Origin of the sequence: Streptomyces sp. AJS327 (genome assembly GCF_013450295.1) — a bacterium.
Lineage (GTDB): Bacteria > Actinomycetota > Actinomycetes > Streptomycetales > Streptomycetaceae > Streptomyces.
In genome coordinates this window covers 2,175,265-2,192,865 of sequence record NZ_SKBR01000001.1, presented here as the reverse complement: position 1 = coordinate 2,192,865, position 17,601 = coordinate 2,175,265, and the positions used below count along the sequence as shown (strand labels likewise).

Annotated in this window: 14 protein-coding genes; 3 read left to right on the top strand and 11 right to left on the bottom strand. The window is 76.4% G+C overall.

Features of this window, described 5'->3' with window-relative positions; all coding sequences use genetic code 11:
• Positions 1-438: 438 nt before the first annotated feature.
• From E0L36_RS08760 to E0L36_RS08750, 3 genes are all read right to left on the bottom strand, one after another.
• Positions 439-1,914 carry an FGGY-family carbohydrate kinase gene (locus E0L36_RS08760; protein ID WP_180928247.1) on the bottom strand — a complete coding sequence of 492 codons (1,476 nt, stop codon included), beginning with the start codon at positions 1,912-1,914 and terminating at the stop codon, positions 439-441.
• A 186-nt stretch (positions 1,915-2,100) separates the two neighbouring features.
• Complete coding sequence (locus tag E0L36_RS08755; protein WP_180928246.1) at positions 2,101-2,904, bottom strand: DeoR/GlpR family DNA-binding transcription regulator; 804 nt, start codon at positions 2,902-2,904, stop codon at positions 2,101-2,103.
• Entirely contained in the window at positions 2,901-3,554 is a 654-nt protein-coding gene (locus E0L36_RS08750; RefSeq protein WP_180928245.1) for a histidine phosphatase family protein, read from the bottom strand. Before E0L36_RS08750 ends, E0L36_RS08755 begins: the two co-directional genes overlap by 4 nt.
• A 439-nt stretch (positions 3,555-3,993) precedes the next feature.
• Here E0L36_RS08750 and E0L36_RS08745 point away from each other — a divergent pair, with 439 nt between their 5' ends.
• Complete coding sequence (locus tag E0L36_RS08745; RefSeq protein ID WP_180928244.1) at positions 3,994-5,451, top strand: FGGY-family carbohydrate kinase; 1,458 nt, start codon at positions 3,994-3,996, stop codon at positions 5,449-5,451.
• Between the two features lie 498 nt (positions 5,452-5,949).
• On the opposite strand, the gene E0L36_RS08740 is transcribed toward E0L36_RS08745, so the two are convergent.
• Entirely contained in the window at positions 5,950-6,381 is a 432-nt protein-coding gene (locus tag E0L36_RS08740) for a protein-tyrosine phosphatase family protein (protein WP_180928243.1), read from the bottom strand.
• A gap of 164 nt (positions 6,382-6,545) precedes the next feature.
• Between E0L36_RS08740 and E0L36_RS26950 the strand changes: the two genes are divergently transcribed.
• Positions 6,546-7,661 carry a hypothetical protein gene (locus tag E0L36_RS26950; protein WP_219636525.1) on the top strand — a complete coding sequence of 372 codons (1,116 nt, stop codon included), beginning with the start codon at positions 6,546-6,548 and terminating at the stop codon, positions 7,659-7,661.
• A 240-nt stretch (positions 7,662-7,901) separates the two neighbouring features.
• Positions 7,902-8,237: a YnfA family protein gene (locus tag E0L36_RS08730; protein ID WP_180928242.1), complete on the top strand. Its 336-nt coding sequence runs from the start codon at positions 7,902-7,904 to the stop codon at positions 8,235-8,237.
• A 93-nt stretch (positions 8,238-8,330) separates the two neighbouring features.
• Here the strand turns inward: E0L36_RS08730 and E0L36_RS08725 are convergent, their stop codons facing one another.
• From E0L36_RS08725 to E0L36_RS08695, 7 genes are all read right to left on the bottom strand, one after another.
• Positions 8,331-9,707, bottom strand: coding sequence for a serine hydrolase (locus E0L36_RS08725; RefSeq protein ID WP_180928241.1), 1,377 nt, complete (start codon positions 9,705-9,707; stop codon positions 8,331-8,333).
• A gap of 179 nt (positions 9,708-9,886) precedes the next feature.
• Positions 9,887-10,651: an SDR family NAD(P)-dependent oxidoreductase gene (locus E0L36_RS08720; RefSeq protein WP_180928240.1), complete on the bottom strand. Its 765-nt coding sequence runs from the start codon at positions 10,649-10,651 to the stop codon at positions 9,887-9,889.
• A 158-nt stretch (positions 10,652-10,809) separates the two neighbouring features.
• Positions 10,810-12,189: a hypothetical protein gene (locus tag E0L36_RS08715; protein WP_180928239.1), complete on the bottom strand. Its 1,380-nt coding sequence runs from the start codon at positions 12,187-12,189 to the stop codon at positions 10,810-10,812.
• Positions 12,190-12,330: 141 nt separating this feature from the next.
• On the bottom strand, positions 12,331-13,371 hold the full coding sequence (locus tag E0L36_RS08710; protein ID WP_180928238.1) for an NADP-dependent oxidoreductase: 1,041 nt from the start codon (positions 13,369-13,371) through the stop codon (positions 12,331-12,333).
• A gap of 65 nt (positions 13,372-13,436) precedes the next feature.
• The gene (locus E0L36_RS08705; RefSeq protein WP_180928237.1) at positions 13,437-14,660 is read right to left on the bottom strand and encodes an FAD-dependent monooxygenase; all 1,224 of its coding nucleotides are present in this window, start codon (positions 14,658-14,660) and stop codon (positions 13,437-13,439) included.
• A 34-nt stretch (positions 14,661-14,694) separates the two neighbouring features.
• Positions 14,695-16,212 carry an aldehyde dehydrogenase family protein gene (locus E0L36_RS08700; protein ID WP_180928236.1) on the bottom strand — a complete coding sequence of 506 codons (1,518 nt, stop codon included), beginning with the start codon at positions 16,210-16,212 and terminating at the stop codon, positions 14,695-14,697.
• Positions 16,209-17,600, bottom strand: coding sequence for a cytochrome P450 (locus E0L36_RS08695; protein ID WP_180928235.1), 1,392 nt, complete (start codon positions 17,598-17,600; stop codon positions 16,209-16,211). The genes E0L36_RS08700 and E0L36_RS08695 overlap by 4 nt, the downstream gene beginning before the upstream one ends.
• Between the last annotated feature and the right edge of the window lies 1 nt (position 17,601).

Sequence of the window (17,601 nt, the reverse complement as noted above, 5' to 3'; positions counted from 1 at the left end):
TTCCCGTACGCCGGTATCGCGCGCGCCCCGTAACACCCCGCTCGCCGCCGGGCGAACAACGAGCGCCGTGGGGAATCCCCGTCGCCACCCCCGGAGTTGGCCGTTCCCCGGACTGGAGCACTCACCTCGCACACCCACCGGCCCGTGTTCACACTCCGGAGTGACATTCGAGTGACAACAGCCTGCCGCCGCACGGGAGGTGCCGGCGCGAGCGGCGAACTCACCGTGCTCGACCCGGTGTTCCGGCACGCGGGACGGGGACCCCCACGTGGCACGGCCGCCGCGCGCGGGCACGGCCACGGGGGGGAGGAGCGGGACTCGGAGCACGGACAGCGCGGGAGGTTCGTCAACCCCTCGGCGGCGTTTCGTCAACTCCTCGGCGGCGTACGGCGGTTGGTGGCGGTCGCGGGACCACCGTCGACCACGCGGGGGGGGCGGTCAGGGGGTGGTGAGCCAGCCCCGGGCGCGCAGTTCGCCGGTGAAGCGGGCGTAGGACTCCTCCAGTGCGTCCCGTTCGGCGGCGACCGGCTCCACCAGCCGCCCCTTGCCGACCATCGCGGCGGCGGCCGAGGTGAGATCGGGATGCAGACCGCCCGACGCGGCGAGCAGCGCGGCCCCGACGGCGGTCTCCGCCCCCTCGGTGACCTGGAGCGGACGTCCGAGCACCGTGGCCCGCACCCGGGTCCACAGCGCGCTGCGGCTGCCCCCGCCCGCCGCGTACAACGGGCCCTCGACACGCACCCCCAGGCCCTCCACGGTCTCCAGCGCGAGCCGTTCCAGGAAGGCGACGCCCTCCAGTGCCGCGCGGTGCCGCTCCACCTCGTCCGCCGGGCCGCCCAGGGTGAAGCCGCGGGCCTCGCCGGAGACGAAGGGGAAGCGCTCCCCCTCCCGGCGCAGCGGGTAGCTCACCCCCCGGGCCGGTCCCCGCGCCGCCGCCTCGGCGTCCAGCGCGGGCAGCCGTTCGGCCGGGGTGTCTGCCAGCGCCTCGCCGCCGGTGCTGGAGGCGCCGCCGGGCAGCCACCAGCCGTCCGGGTGCCGGTGGCTGTAGAAGGAGCCCGCCGGGTCGGTGACCAACTCAGCGGTGACGCCCTTGAGGACGTAGGTGGTACCGAGCACACCGACGAACTGGCCGGGGCGGACCGCGCCGGTGGCGAGTTGTCCCGCGCAGCCGTCCGTCATGCCGAGCCGGACCGGGCAGCCCTCCGGAAGCCCGGTCTCGGCCGCCGCCGCGGCGCTGACCCGGCCGACCTCGGCTCCCGGTGCCCGTACCTCCGGCAGCAGTTCGGGCGGGACGTCCAGCGCCTCGAAGACCTCGGTGGCCCACTCCCCCGCCGCCGGGTCGTAGCCGGTCTTCAGCGCGTGGCTCCAGTCGGTGGCGACGGGGCCGCCGGTGAGCCGCCAGCCGAGCAGGTCGGGGGTGTGCAGCACGGTGCGCGTCCGCGCGGCGTCCGCGCCCGCCTCGCGGAGGGACCAGACCAGCCGCCCCAGTGCCGCCGTCGGGCCGACGGACAGTCCCGTCGACCGCCAGCGCCCGGCGCCGAGCCGCTGCGCGGCCGCGTTGAGGTCGGCCGCGCGCCTGTCGTCGTACATCAGCGCTGGCGCCACCGGCTCACCAGCGGTGTCGGCGAGCACCAGGGTGCCGGAGGTGGCGGAGGTCGCGACGGCCACCACCTCCCGCCCCCCGCCGGGCAGCGCGGCGGTGGCCTGGCGCAGCGCGGCGGCGGCCGCGGGCCACCAGGCCCGCGCGTCCTGTTCGCTGTGCCCACCGGGACCGCGCACCGGCGCGGGGAGCGGCGCTCCCCCGGTGGCCAGGGTCCGGCCACCGGCGTCCACACAGACCACGCGGACGGCGGCGGTGGCGACGTCGATTCCGGCGACGACGGGGACGGGGGTGGTCTCGGCGGGCTGACTCATGGCGGGTGCGACCTTTCTGGGCGTGCGTCAGGGTCCGCCCCCGGGGCGGGCGACCGCGTGCGGCGGGATACGGAGCGGCTTCGGGATCGGGGGGCGGAGGGTCAACGGGCCGGGTGGCCGGGATCGTTCAGCCGGAGCGGCCGGGCGGACCGGCCGGGGCGGGCGAGCCGGGGCGGGCGAGCCGGTTCAGCCGGGGCCGCGCGCCACGGGCGGCGCGACGAGGACGTCGGTGCGCTCGCGCAGCCGGGTGAGCAGGTCCTCGGACAGGCCGTCGTCCACCACCAGGTGGTCGAAGTCCTCGACGGGCGCCAGCCGGTGCAGCGCGGTCCTGGCGAGTTTGGACCGGTCCATCAGCAGCACCCTCCGGTTGCCCGCCGCCACCATCGCGCGCTTGACGAGCACCACGTCCTGCTCCTGGTGGTAGGTCATCCTGGCGTCCAGCGCCGAGGTGCTGACCAGCACGATGTCCACCGAGAGGGCCTTGACCGCCTCCATGCAGGGCATGCCCAGGAACGAGTCGTGGGTGTGCGAGTACTCGCCGCCCAGCGCGATGAGCCGCACCCCGGCCAGTCCCGCGAACACCTCTACCACCCGGCGGGCGTTGGTGACGACCGTCAGCGGATCGTGCTCCACCAGCCGCCGCGCCAGGGCCAGCGCGGTGGTGGAGTCGTCGAGCAGCACCGACATCCCCGGTTCCACCAGGCGGGCCGCGGCCGCGGCGATGGCCTCCTTGGCCTCGATGTTGACGCCGAGCCGGTAGTCCAGGTTGCTCTCGAAGACGGTGGAGGGCAGCGCGGAGGCGCCGCCCCGGTACCGGCGCAGCACCCCCCGCCGGGCGAGTTCGTCCAGGTCCCGGTGGACGGTCATCAGGCTGACGCCGGTGAGTTCGGCCAGCTCCGCGCCGCTCACCGTGCCGTGCCCCACGACGTGTTCGGTGATCCGCTGACGGCGGGCCTCCTGCGGAGCGGTGCCCGCGCCGGGGCCCGTCACGCCCCCGCCTCCCCCGGGGCCCGGCCGGGCCCGGCGGACGGCCGCCCGGTGGGGACGTTCAGCGAGCGCAGCGCGGCCCGCTCGCCGTCCAGGTCGACCCGGGTGACGGCGGCGTTGTCGAGCCGGGGGAAGATCGCGCGGTACCGGCCGACGGGGATGTCGAGCAGTCCGCAGAGGGCGACCCGCAGCAGGCTGTTGTGCGCCACGACCAGGACGGTGCCGCCCGCGTGCCGCCCGGCCAGCTCGCGCAGCGCCGCGGTGGCGCGCGCGGCGGCCGACGAGGGGAGTTCGGCGTCGGGGAAGGCGCCGCCCTCGGGGTCGTCGCGGAAGCGGCGGACGATCTCCGCGTCCTCCGCCTCCATCTCGGCGATGGTGCGGCCCTCGCCCCAGCCGAAGTGCATCTCGCGCAGACCCTCGTAAACCTCGGGGCGCAGCCCGAGGGCCTCGGCCGCCGGGGCCGCGGTGCGCCGGGCGCGGCTGAGCGGGGAACAGGCCACCGCGTCCGCTCCGTGCGTGGCGGCCCAGCGGCCCAGCTCGTCCGCCTGGCGCAGGCCGCGCGCGGTCAGCGCGACGTCCGAGCTCCCCGCGTAGCGGTTCTCCGCGTGCCACTCCGTCTCACCGTGCCGCACGAGCAGCAGCCGGGCTGTCATCGAACGTGCCCTCCTCCGCGGGTGGTTCCGCCTCGGCGGGTGCGCCGATGGCGCACACCGCATTGCCTCTTCAACTGGAGTCTGTTAAATCTAACACCCACGATGTTGGAAAAGGGTGGCCGTCACCGTTCGCGGTGGGTCCACGGCCGTCGACCGGCATCCGTCCCACTGGTCCGCACCCACCGGGAGCGCGGCACCCGCCGTCCCGGACCTCGCGAACCGCGAGCCCGGCGGGCCGCGCACCGCGTCGCGGTACCCCGGAGCTGTCCGGGGTACCGGGACAGCCCGGAACCGACCGGGGGCCCGGTCCCCCGCAGAAAGGCCCGACCATGCGCCTGCTCAGCACCGGAGCCCCGAGCGCGCCACCCGGCGCGCGCCGTGCCGCGCCCGGCCCCGCCACCGTGGCCCCCCGCGCCTGGGCGGGAAGGGCGGTGCGGGCGTGAGCGTGATCCTCGGGATCGACATCGGCACCTCGGTGACCAAGGCCGTCGCCTTCGACCACGACCGCACCCCCCTCGCCTCCGCCTCCCGGCGCAGCGACGTCCGGCGGCTGTCCGGCGGACGGGTGGAACAGGACCTGGAGGAGGTGCTGGGGACCGTCGCCGAGGTGGTGCGGGAGACGGCGGCGGCCCTGCCCGTCCCACCCACCGCGATCGCGCTCACCGGACAGGGGGACGGACTCTGGCTGCGGGACGCGGCCGGGCGCGCGGTGCGTCCCGCGATCTCCTGGATGGACGGCCGGGCGGCCGGGCTGGTCTCCGGCTGGCTGGCGGACGGCACCGTGGGCGAGGTGTACGCGCGCACCGGCTCGGGCATGTTCCCCGGCTGCCACGCGCCGCTCCTCGCCTGGCTCCAGGAGCACGAGCCGGAGTCGCTGCGGAGCGCCGCCGTCGCCGGGTACTGCGTCGACGCGGTGGCGCAGCGGCTCACCGGCCAGGTCTGCGTGGACGCCTCGGACGCCACCCTCCCGCTCCTCGACCCGGTCACCCGGGAGTACGCGCGCGAGGCGCTGGCCGCCTGCGGAATCGAGGAGCAGGCCCGGCTGCTCCCGCCCCCCGCCGCGCCGGGCACCGTGCTCGCGCTGGACGCCGAGGGGGCGCGGCTGCTCGGCCTGCCCGAGGGCCTGCCGCTGACCGCCGGTCCCTACGACCTTCCGGCCTGCGCGATCGGCGGCGGCGTGCGGGAGCCGGGGGACGGTCTGCTCATCGTCGGCACGACCCTCGCCTGTCAGGTGCTCACCGACCGGGTGGAGATCTCCACCTCGGCGGAGCCCGCCGGGATGTGGCTGTGCACTCCGGATCGGGAGCGCTGGCTGCGGGCGATGCCCGCGATGGTGGGCACCGCGGCGCTGGAGTGGGTGCTCGCCCTCACCGGTGGCGGCACCACCGACCTCGACGGCTTCCTCGCCGACAGCCCGCCCGGCGCGCGCGGCGCGCACGCGCTGCCCTTCCTCTCCGAGGCCGGGGAACGCGCCCCCTTCGTGGACCCCGCGGCGCGCGGCCGGATCGACGGGCTGACGCTGGGGCACGGCCGGGCCGACGCGGTCCGCGCGGTCTGCGAGGCCATCGGCTACGCGGCCCGGCACTGCCTGGAGACGGCCGGGCTGACCGGAACGCTCGCCGCCTGCGGCGGGGGAACCCGTTCCGGGCCGTGGGCCCAGCTCTTCGCGGACGTGCTCGGCCGTCCGGTGCGCATCCCCACCGAGACGGAGGTGGGCGCGCTCGGCGCGGTGACGGTGGCCCGGCGGGCACTGGGCGAGCCGTTCCCGGAGGGCGGTCAGCCCTTCCGCACCGTGGACCCCCGGCCCGAGCACCGCGCGGTGTACGAGCACGGCTACGCGCGCTACCGCGCGGCGCTCACCGGGGCCCGTGCGGGCTGGGAGCCCCGCGAGGGCTGACCGCGCCGAACGACACGGAACCACCACGCCGTGTCACCCCACACCGCGTCACCGCACGCCCCGCCCGGGCCACTTCGGCCCCGGGCGGGGCGGCGCCGCACCACCGGCACGCCACCCGCCCCCGCGCCGCCCGCCGTTGCCCTCTCCCGGCGTCATCTCCCGCCCAGCGTCCGGCTGTCACCCAAGCCGGGCGGCGCTCCGGCGGGCCGGACGCGGTGTCCGCGCATGGTCAACCGCCGGGCACGGCAGCGCTGTTGGAGGTCGATGGCCCAACGCCCAGGTACACGGGGAAGGTTGCCCGCCCATCCCACGCGCCTCCGGCCCCCGCGCCCCACCCGCCCTCTCCCCGGGAGGGAGCCACACCACCGTCCCGGCGGCGGGAACGGCCCGAGCGATGGGCCAACGACGGCTGTCCGCAACGGGGTTGGCGGAGTACGGAGCGGCGGGGGCGGTCCGGCCGGGTTCGCCCCGTACCGAACCCGGCCGCTCCCTCGCGAACTAGGGGTTGAAGCGGGTGACGAAGCGGCGCTGCCACGGTGTCTCCACCGCACGGCGCGCGTAGTGCTCCCGGACGTATCCGACGGCCTCCCTGGCTGGCACCCCGTCGAGGACCGCGAGGCAGGCCAGCGCGGTACCGGTACGTCCGTACCCGCCGCCGCAGGCGACCTCCACCCGCTCCCGTCCGGCGCGCTCCCACGCCTCACGCAGCGCGGCGGCGCACGCCCGGCGGTCGGCGGGCAGCCGGAAGTCCGGCCAGCGCAGCCAGCGGAACTCCCAGTCGGCCGGGGCGGGTTCGCGACCCAGCAGGTACAGCGCGAAGCCGGGCTCCGGGCCCTCCGGCAGGGGCCGGCGCAGACCCCTGCCGCGCACCAGACGTCCCGAGGGGAGTCGCAGTATCCCCGGAGCCCCGGGGTCCCATCCATCGTTCACCTGGCCGAGCGTACGGGGCGGGCCCGCCGCCCGGAGTGGGTCACCGCGACGCGTGGACCCGTATCCGTCGGAACACGGACAACCGCCACTCCGGCATCCGACACACCTGGGGAGATACCGGAGTAAAGCCACGATTCCACGCATGACATATCTACGTTGTCATTATGGGATCAAAGGTCGTCCTCCATACCCTGCTGGCCGTCTCGCTCGGCTCACTCGGCTCATTGACACCGGCGTCCGCGACGCCCGCCGAGGCGACCGCCCACGAGCGGACGTTCGGCCACCGGGGCGCCCCCGAGTCGTTCACCGTGCCGGACCGCGTCTGCGTCCTGCGGATCACCGCGCGCGGCGGTTCGGGAGGCACGCGCCCGGGCGCGACCGGGGGCGCTCCGGCCATGGTCACCGCGTCCCTGCCGGTCACCCCGGGCGAGACCCTGACCGTCGAGGTCGCGGGGGCGGGCACCGGACGGAGCGGCGGCTACGGCGGCGGTGGGGACGGCGGGGAGACCATGGGCGGGCTCGGCCCCGGCGCGGGTGGCGGCGGCGCCTCCACGGTGAGCCGGGGCCGGTCCGCGCTGCTCGTCGCGGCCGGAGGTGGCGGAGCCTCCGCGCACGCGGACGGCGGAGCCGGGGGGACGAACGGGGTATCCGGCTCCGACGGACGTCCGGACGGCGAGACCGCCACCGTCGGACGGGGTGGACGGCCCGGCGGCGCCGGGGGGTTCGGCGGTGGTGGCGGCACCGGACCCACCGCCGACGGACAGCGCGGCTCCGGCGCCCAGGAGACCCGTGGCGGCGCGGGCGCCGACCTGATGGCGCGGCTCTCCCGGGTCGCCACCGGCGGCGGGGGCGGAGGCGGCGGGGCCGTGGGAGGCGGGGGTGGGGGCGAGGGCGGCTCGTTCGCCGCCCTCCCCGGCCGCAGCTACGCGGTGGGCTCGGGAGGCGGCGGAGGCGGCAGCAGCCTCACCCCGCCGGGGGGCCGGGTCACCACCGCGACCGGCCCACGCGGCGACGGGGCCGTCACCGTCTCCTACCGGCCCGGATCGGGCTGCCCCAGCGCCGAAGGGGCCCGCTCACCGGAGGGCGGACCGTCCCCCCGGGGAGACCGCTCGCCCACCCCCGAGGGGGCCGGTCGCGACGAGCCGGGCGCGGACGGGGGCGGCCACGTCGCCTCCTCCGGCGCCGACTCCACGCTCCACACCCGGCTGTTGCTCGTGGCGGGCGGACTCGCCGTCGCCGGTGGCCTGTTCCGCGCGCTGGCCGCCCGGCGCCGGAGCTGACCCGCCCTCGCCTCATCCGGTGGGCCGTCCCCGGACACGGCGGCGGCCCGCGCGCGAGCGCCGTCACTCACGGGCGGGGCGGAACGGGACGGGCGGTCGCGGGGTACGGGGCAGCGGTTACGGTCGGGGACGCACGGGCGACCCGAGGGCCGTCCGTCCGCACGGACCGCCGTCCGCGCCCCGCGGACGGGCCGGGCACGGCCCCGCAGCCATCACCGCACCGCCCGGAAGGACCCCGCCGTGCTCGCCAGCCGCTCCCTCGCCCTGTTCGCCCTCGCCGCCCTCTTCGAGATCGGCGGCGCCTGGCTGGTGTGGCAGGGGCTGCGCGAGCACCGGGGCTGGGTGTGGGCCGGGGCGGGGGCGATCGCGCTGGGTCTGTACGGCGTGGTGGCGACCTTCCAGCCGGAGGAGCACTTCGGCCGTGTCCTCGCCGCGTACGGCGGGGTGTTCGTCGCGGGGTCGATCGCCTGGGGGATGGTGGCGGACGGCTACCGGCCGGACCGCTACGACGTGTTCGGCGCGCTGGTCTGCCTGGCCGGGATGGCCGTCATCATGTACGCGCCGCGCGGCGACTGACCCCGCCCCACCCGCCGCGGGGACGGGTGGGGCGGGCCCGGCAGGAGGTGCCGGACGGGGGGACGCCGGGGACGCGGATGCTCCGAGGGGGCGTCAGGGGGTGTGCCAGCCCCGGCCGTCGACGCCGCCGGGTAGCGGATCCGCCGGGTCGTAGGGGGCGCGGGTGAACACGAAGGAGCCCAGGTCCAGATGGCCGGCCCGGCCGTCCGCGTCCCGCACCACGCGCAGCGTCTCCCCCGCGTGGTAGCCGTCCAGGCCGAGCCAGGCGTCCGCACCGGCCGGGCGCAGCCGCGAGGCGCGGCCGCCGCCGGTGAGCGGGGCCAGCGCCAGGGCGCCACCGGCGAGCAGCCGTACCGTGTGGGGCTGCGTCCCCCAGTACCAGAGGCCGGTCAGTTCCAGCAGCGTCTCGTCGAACTCGCCCAGCGGCGCCCAGGGTTCGGGGACGCGCGGCTCGTGCCGCGCGAGCAGGCCGATCAGGTCGGCGGCGACGTCCCGGACGGCCGGGCCGGAGGTGGCGTTGGCCAGCACCACGGCGCCGGTCCGCTCCTCGGGGTCGACCCACAGCCCGGCCAGGAAGCCCGGCATCGAGCCGCCGTGGCCGATCAGGGTGCGCCCGCCGGCGCGCAGGATCTGCACGCCCAGCCCGAACACGGCACTGTCCTCGGCCGGCAGCGCGCCCGAGGCGGGTTCCCGCATCCGCTCGACCGCCTCCGCGCTCAGCACCCGCGGGTCGCCGTCCGAGAGGACCGCGCCCCAGCGGCACAGGTCCTCCGCCGTGGACCACAGCTGCCCCGCGGGCCCCATCAGCCCGGTGTCCGTCTCGGGTTCGGAGAGCAGGACGTCCGCCCAGGGATGGACGGCCCAGCCACGGGCGTGCGGGGGGCTGGGCAGCGGCGTGGTGGTGGCCATGCCGAGCGGCTCCAGGATCTCCTCGGCCAGCGCCCGCTCCCAGGGCTTGCCGCGCAGCCGCGTGACCAGGGCGCCGAGCAGCGCGTAGCCGGGGTTGGAGTAGTGGAAGCGCCGCCCGGGCGGATGGCGCAGGGGGTCCTCGCCCAGCAGGTCGGCGAGGGCGGGCCGTTCGGTGCCCGGGGACCGCTCCCACCAGGGTCCCGGCGTCTCGGCGGCCAGTCCTGCCGTGTGCGACAGGAGCTGGGCGACCGTCACGTGCCCGACCCCGGTGCCGGGCAGATGTGTCTCCAGCGGGTCCCCGAGATCGAGGGTGCCCTCCTCCGCGAGACGCACGACCAGCGCCGCGACGAGGGTCTTGGAGATCGATCCGATGCGGTAGGGGACGTCGGGACCGGTGGGTGGCAGGCCCCGGGCGTCGCTCCAGACCACCCGTCCCTCCCGGAAGACCGCCCCGGCCAGCGACGGCGCGCGGCCCTCGGCCTGGCCGACGGCCAGGCGGTGACTCAGCGCGCGGTGCGTACCGGGCAGGATTCCGGACTGCTCGCCGGAGAACGGCTCCATGGTGCGCGGCTCCTCAACTTCCAGAGAATTCCCGAAACATGCCGACGGCACCCCGGAGGCCCACACGCCCGGGTGCCGCGCCGCCCGGGTCCGCGTGGGGGCGGGGGCCGGGCGGCCCGGGCGATCGTACGCCGCCCACCTGACTCCGGACCGAGTCCGGGTAGACGCCGGTGGCCGGGTCAGACGGCGGCGTAGCCGCCGTCCACCGGGTGGTAGCTGCCGTACACGAAGGAGGCCCGGTCGGAGAGCAGGAAGGCGACCACCTCGGCCACCTCCTCGGGGGTGCCCATGCGCCCGACGGGGTGCAGTCCGGTGAAGTACCGCTTGGCCTCCTCGTCGAAGTCGACGAGGAAGGCGGTGTCCACGAAGCCGGGGCCGACGGCGTTGATCCGCACGCCGAGCGGCGCGTACTCCAGGGCGGCGGTCTTGGTGAGCCCGATGAGGCCGTGTTTGGCCGTGGTGTACGCGGGCGATCCAGGCAGCGGCTTGGTGCTCAGCACCGACCCCATGTTGACGACGGCGCCGCCCCCGGAGTCGACGATGGCGGGGAGTTCGTGGTGCAGGCTGTGGAAGACGCCGGTCAGGTTGGTCGTCAGGACGCGCTGGAACTCCTCCGGCGGGAACTCACCGGTGACGCCCTTCGGCCCGGGCGTCCCCGCGCTGTTGACGGCGAGGTGCAGCCCGCCGTGGGCCTCGCACGCGGTGCGGACCGCGCGCCCCACGGCCTGGTGGTCGGTGACGTCGGCGGTGACGCCGATCGCCCGGTGGCCGTCGGCGGCGAGCGCGGCGGCCGCCTTCTCGACCTTCTCACCGTCGCGGCCGAGGAGCGCCACCGAGGCGCCCGACTCGGCCAGCCGTCGCGCGACGGCCAGTCCGATACCGGAGCCACCACCGGTGATCAGGGCCGACTTGCCGGTGAACTCGGGGGGTTGGGCAGTGGGCATGGTGTTTCCTCATCTCTCGGGTTCCGCCCGCCACACGGCAGCGGACGGTGACGACAGGGGGACGCACAGGGCTGAACGGGGCTGAGCGGTCCGGCGGTCCGGGGCGGCGTCCCGCCCGGGTCCGGGTGGGGACGCCGTGCGGGTGCCGGGCGGGGAGGCTATCCGGCGTGCCCGGCGACGCGCCCCGTGGCGCCCTCCGGCAGCGGCGCGGGCGGGCGGCCGGGGGCGAGCAGTGCGCGGACGGCCAGCGCGGGCCGGAGCACGGCGGTGGGTGGGGCGAGCAACTGCTGCACGTCCATCAGCGTCCGGTTGACGGTCGCGGAGCGGTGGCTGGCCCGCAGGACCCGGCCGGTGTACCAGCCGCGGAAGCCGGTCCCGCGCGGCCGGGGCCCGGTGGTCTCCGCGTGGGCGAAGTCCCCGGCCGCCGCCATCCGCCAGGGGTCGGCCACCACCCGGGCGGCGGCCGCGTAGTAGGCGCGGGCCAGGGCGCCGTCCGCGCCGCCGGTGGCGTCCAGCGCCTCGGCCAGGGCGGCGGCCTGCCGCGCGGCGACCGTCATGCCCTGCCCGTAGAGGGGGTTGAAGCTGCACAGCGCGTCGCCGAGGGTCACGAAACCGGCGGGCGGGTTCCGCAGCCGCTCGAAGCGGCGCCACCGGGCGGCGGGGAAGGTGAACTTCCGCGGCGCGTCGCCGGGGACGGGCTCGCCGTCGAGCACCACCCGGCGCACCGTCTCACCAGGCAGTTCGGCGGCGAACCGGGCGAAGCCCTCGGGGTCGGTGGGCGCGTGGGCGCGGTGCCAGCCGCCGAGCGTCACCATCCAGCGGCCGCCCTCCACCGCGAAGACGGAGGCGGCGCGCTTGTCCCCGTCCGCGCCCGCCAGCAGGTGCAGCAGTCCGCCCCCGGCCAGCCGCTCCCCCGGCGCCCGGCGGTAGAGGCGGGTGGTGTAGCCGACGCCGACCCGTATCTCGTCCGTACGTGGCCGCGGGCAGCCGAGCTCCCGCAGCCAGGATCCGGCGGCGGAACCGCCCCGGCCGGAGGCGTTGACCACCAGGTCGGCGACGAGCGGCGCGCCGTCGCGCGGCCGCGCCCCGGTGATCCGGCCGGGTCCGCCGGTGAGGCCGTCGACCGGGGTTCGGTCGCGGATCTCCACGCCGGGCAGCTCCGCGACGCGGGCCCGCAGAGTGAACTCCAGCAGGGCGCGGGTGGCGCTGAGGCCCTCCGCCCCGCTGCGGAAGCGCCTGCGCGGCGCGCCCTGCTGGTGCATCAGCAGGTCCTGGCCGGGGTCGAAGGGCACCGCGCCCGCGGCGGTCAGCTCGGCGCCGAAGCCGGGGAAGAACTCCTCCAACTGCCGTTTGCCGCCCAGGAGCAGGGCGTGCCCGTGCTCCCCGTGCGGGACGCCCCGGCGCGGGAGCGGGGCGCCGGGCAGCTCGTCGCGGTCCAGTACGGTCACCCTGGCGAAGCGGTCCGCCAGGACGCGGGCGGCCAGCAGGCCGCCGAGGGAACCTCCGATGACGAGGGCGTGCCGGCCGGTCGCACCCATGGTGCCGTCCTCTCCTGAGCGTCGTGTGCTTCCTGGGGTGCCCGGGTACGGGCGGGCCGGGCGGTGGCCACCGGGTGGGGTCGGTCGCGTCCGGGCCGCCTCCGGGCCCCGGTGGGCCGTCTCCGGGCCACGGGCGGGGCGTTACCGGGCGGGGGCCTGGGGGTCGAGACGGACGAGGGCCTTACCGGTGTTGTCTCCGGTGAACAGGCCCAGAAAGGTCTCCGGTGCGCGCTCGATACCCTCGGTGACGGTCTCGCGCCAGGTGAGTTCCCCGGAGCGGACGAGCGGGGCGACCTCCTCCAGGAAGCGCGGCAGGAGGTTCTGGTGGTCCGTCACGATCATGCCGCGCAGGCTGAGGCGCTTGCCGATGGCCTGCGCGAGGTTGCGGGGGCCGGGGGGCGCCTCCACGTCGTTGTACTGGGCGATGGCCCCGCAGAGCGCGACCCGGCCGTGCTCGTGGAGGGCGCCGATGGCGGCTTCGAGGTGGTCGCCGCCGACGGTGTCGAAGTAGAGGTCGATGCCGTCCGGGGCCGCCTCGCGCAGCTGCTGGTCCACCGGCCCCGCCCGGTAGTTGAAGGCCGCGTCGAAGCCGAACTCCTCGACCAGCACCCGCACCTTCTCGTCCGTCCCGGCCGAACCGACCACCCGGCGGGCGCCGTTGAGCCGGGCGAGCTGACCGGCCTGGCTGCCGACCGCCCCGGCGGCTCCGGACACGAAGACGGTGTCGCCCTTCCGGAACCCGGCGATCTCGAACAGGCCCGCGTAGGCGGACAGTCCGGTCATGCCCAGGGCGCTGAGGTAGGCGGTGAGCGGGATCCCGTCCGTGTCGAGGGGGGTGGCCTCGGCGGCCGGGACCTCGGCGTACTCGCGCCAGCCGGCGAAGTGCAGCACGGGGTCGCCCGGGGCGAGGCCGGGGGCCCGGGAGGCGAGGACCTCGCCGACCGCGTGCCCGGGCAGCGGCTCGCCGAGGGGGTACGCCGGGAAGTAGGCGTAGCCGGGGGTGTCGCCCATCCGCCCCCGCATGTACGGGTCGACGGAGAAGTAGTGGTTGCGGACGAGCACGTGTCCCTCGGCGGGCTCGGTCACGGGGGACGCGCGCAGCGCGAAGTCGTCCGGGCCGGGGGTGCCGTGCGGGCGGGAGACCAGGTGCCAGGCGCGGCCGGTGGTGGGGAGCGCGGTCATGCGGAGCTTCCTCTCGGGTGTCCGGGCGGGGCGGCGCGGCGCGGGCCGACGCCGGGGGCGTGGGGTCAGGGCAGGTCGTCGGGGTGGACGCGGTGCGGGGTGTTGAGCAGCCGGTCGAAGACGCCGTACTTGAGCGGCAGCGCGTGCAGCATCCGGAAGCGGGCGCGCCGGGCGGCCACCTGCCAGCCGGAGCGCATCGCCAGCGAGGCTTCCTGACGTTTCTGGAACCGGGCGACGAACGCCTTGTGGCGGCGGCGCTCCGCGATGAACTCGCCGAAGGCCGTGGCCGGGACGGAGGGGCCGCCCGCCCCGTTGGCCAGCGCGGACGCGATGAGCGGCGCGACGCCGACCACGTCCTGGATGGCCAGGTTGACGCCCTGGCCGAGGGTCGGTGTCGCGGTGTGCGAGGCGTCCCCGATGAGCAGCACGCCGTCCCGCGCCCACTCGTCCAGCTCCGCGTTGAAGACCTCCAGGAAGCCGGTGTCGTCCCAGGAGCGCAGGTGGCGTTCGACGAGGGGCGCCAGCCGGGGGTCGATGGTGACGACCCGCTCCCGGAAGCTCTCCAGGCCCCGCGCGCGCAGCGCGCCCAGGCCGCGCTTGGGCAGGTTGTGGCTGACGCGGATCGCGTCCGGATAGGTGGGCAGCACCGCGAGGTGCTGGTCGCGCCGGACCACCAGTTCGGACTCCAGCGGCCAGCCGTCGGGGCGGGGCAGCCGGAAGGAGAGCAGGTCCCGGGCGGACTGGTCGGTGCGGGGGGCGAGTCCGGCGGCCTTGCGCACCTTGGAGAACCGCCCGTCGGCGCCGACCACCAGCCGGGCCCGTACGGTGACGGGTGTGCCGCCGGGCGGTCTGAGGACCGCCCCGCGCACCCGGCCGTCCTCCTCCAGCAGGCCGGTGAAGCGGGTGCCGCCCACGAAGTGGTGGTGCGGCAGGGACGCCGCCCGGCGCTGGAAGGCGCGGATCAGCGGGGGCTGCGGGAACTCGATGGGCAGGGTGCCGATGGAGAAGCGGCGGTAGTCCACGTGGAAGACCCGGCGGCCCTCCAGCCACATGCCGACGCCGCTGCTTTCCAGGTAGCCGTGGTGGTCCAGGTCCTCGCCGAAGCCCAGCTTCCGCAGGGTGATCACGGAGGGCGCGGCGAGGCTCTCGCCGCGGAACTCACGCTCGAAGTCGGCCTGTTTCTCCACGACCAGGACGTCCACGCCCCGGCGGGCGAGCAGGTACCCGAGGAGGGCGCCAGCCGGTCCGCTGCCCACGATCAGGACGTCGGTCTCGTGCGGTATCCCCATCACCACTCCCTCGTCTCGCGCGTTCTCGTGGCCGTCATCCGCGGACGGTCCGGATCAGCCGGAGCAGGACGCCCATGGTGCGGGGCCCGCGCCGGAAGGACAGCGGCTGGAGGAGGGGCCGCACGCGCTGCCGGGTCACCGACTGGACGCGGGTGAACTCCCGCATCCCCTCCGGGCCGTGCACCCGGCCGAAGCCCGAGGCGCCGGTGCCGCCGAACGGCAGCGCGGGGACGCCGGTGAAGGCCAGCACCGAGTTGACCGAGACCATCCCGGCGCGGAGCCGCCGGGCGAGGCGCGGTCCGGCGCGGCGGGAGTAGACGGCAGCGCCGAGCCCGTAGGCGCAGCCGTTGGCGCGTTCCACCGCCTCCTCCATGGAGGCCACCCGGTTGACGACCAGGACCGGGCCGAAGGTCTCCTCCCGCATCGCGCGGGCGTCCTCGGGGACGTCGGTCAGCACCACGGGCGGCAGCAGGGCGGAGCCGCCCGGGGAGGCCGGATCGTGCGGCGCCCCCTCTCCGGGCTCCGGGGCTCCGAGCAGCGCGCGGCCGCCACGGGCGAGCGCGTCGCGGACGTGCTCGCGGACCAGGCCCGGCTGCTCCGGTGTCGTCATCGGGCCGATGTCGGCGTCCGGACCGGTGCCGGTGCGCAGCGCGGCGGCTCCCTCGACGACGCGGGCGGTGAACTCCTCGGCGACCGCCTCGTGGACGTACACCCGCTCGACACCCACGCAGGTCTGGCCCGCGTTGGACAGTCCGCCCCAGACCGCCGCCTCGGCCGCGGCGGCCAGGTCGGCGTCGCGGTCGACCAGGAGCGCGTCCTTCCCCCCGCACTCCAGCAGCACCGGGGTGAGGTGCTCCGCGCAGGCCGCCATGACCTTCCGGCCGGTGGCCGTGGACCCGGTGAAGGCCACCTTGTCCACGCCCGACGAGCAGAGCGCGGCACCGGTCTCGCCGGTGCCGAACACCGGCTCCAGGACCCGCGGTCCGTCGACGGCCTCGGCGAGGGTGTCGGCCAGCCAGGCGCCGACCCCGGGGGTGTGCTCGCTCGGCTTGAACACCACGGTGTTGCCCGCGGCGAGCGCGTGGGCGATCGGGCCGATCGGGATGAAGGCCGGGTAGTTCCACGGGCCGATCACCCCGACGACCCCGAGCGGGTGGTGCTCGACCGTCGCCGTGTGGTTGTACATCAGCAGACCGGACGGCACGCGCCGGGGGCGCAGCACCCGCCGCGCGTGGGCCGCCGCCCAGTGCAGGTGGTCGGCGACGAGCATCGCCTCCAGCTGCGCGTCGGCCGTCGTCTTGCCGGTCTCGGCGGAGATCAGCCGGACCAGCTCCGGGACGCGCCGCACGAGGACGCGGCGCCAGGCGTCCAGCCGGCGCCGCCGCCCGGAGTGACCCAGCCCCGACCACCAGGACGCCGCCCGGCGGGCGGCCGTGACGGCGGCGGCCACCTCGGCGGGCGCGTGCCGTGGGTAGCGCCCCAGCTCCCGGCCGTCGCGCGGGTCGCGGGAGACCAGCTCGGCGCCGTCCACGGCGCGCGCGCCGCCCGTCACGCCGCCCCCCGCCCGGATCGCTCCGCGCGGGGCCGCGGGGTGACCAGGACCTCGCCCATCGGGCGCAGCGAGATCGAGGTGTCGCCGTAGCGCACGAAGCCGCCCGGCACGAGGCTGAGCCGGAACCGCTGGGTGATCATGGCGAGGGCGATGCGGAGTTCCAGCAGCGCCATGGAGTTCCCGATGCACATCCGCGCGCCCCCGCCGAAGGGGAAGTAGGTCATCCGGGGCCGGTCGGCGGCCACGTCGGGGTCGAAGCGGTGCGGGTCGAACGTCTCGGGGTCCTGCCAGTAGCGGGGGTTGCGGTGCGAGACGAGCGGGGAGAGCAGCACCGAGGAGCCCGCCGGGACGGGGTAGCCGCCGAGTTCGTCGGCCTCCACCGCGTCCCTCGGGTAGATCCAGATCGGCGGGTAGAGCCGCAGGCTCTCGTCGACGACCTGCTGGGTGAAGGTCAGCCGCTCCACGTCCTCGACGGTGGGATCGCGCCCGGCGAGCACCCCGTCCACCTCGGCCTCCAGTTCCTCCCGGGCGGAGGGGTGACCGGCGGCGGACAGCAGGGTCCACAGCAGCGCGACCGCCGTGGTCTCGTGACCGGCGAGGAAGATGGTCAGCATCTCGTCGCGGACCTCGGCGTCGGTCCACCGGGCTCCGGTGGCCGGGTCGGAAGCCGCCTCGATCAGCCCCATCAGCGGGCCCTCGCCGGTCGCGGCGTGGTGCTCGCGGATCTCCCGCACGAGGCGGGTGAAGACCCGGCGGTCGCGGGCGATGAGCCGGTTCCGCTTCGTCGGCACCCAGGAGGGCAGCAGTTCGCCGAGGGTGCCGTGCTTGAACATCACCTCGATGACGTTGTCCACCACGTCCTTCAGCACCGGGGTGGCGGGGCGGATGTCGAAGCCGAACAGCGAGCGGCTGAGGGTGATCAGGGTCAGCCGCAGCGTCTCGGTGACCAGGTCGACGGGCTCCCCACGGCGGGCCTTCTCCTCCCAGCCGTCGAGCATCTCCCGGGTCGCGTCCACGGTGTACGGGCCGACGGCCGCCACCGCCCGGCGCAGGAACGCGGGCTGCATGGCGCGGCGGTGGGCCTTCCAGAAGTCGCCGTCGGTGGTGAGCAGCCCGTCCCCCATGACGATCTTGAACTGCTCGTAGAGCGTGCCGCGCACGTAGTTGCCGTTGTTGCCCCGCAGGACGTGGTCCACCGCCTCCGGGTCGGAGACCAGGTAGACGCTCTGCGGGCCGAGCCGGATCCGGCTGATCTCGCCGTAATCCCGCTGGGTGCGCAGCAGGAACTCGGCGGTCGAGCGCTTCCACTGCGGGAGGCTCCCGAGCACCGGTACGCCCTTGGGGCCCGGCACCGTGCGGCTGGCCGCCGCGGGCGGAAGGAGGGTCATG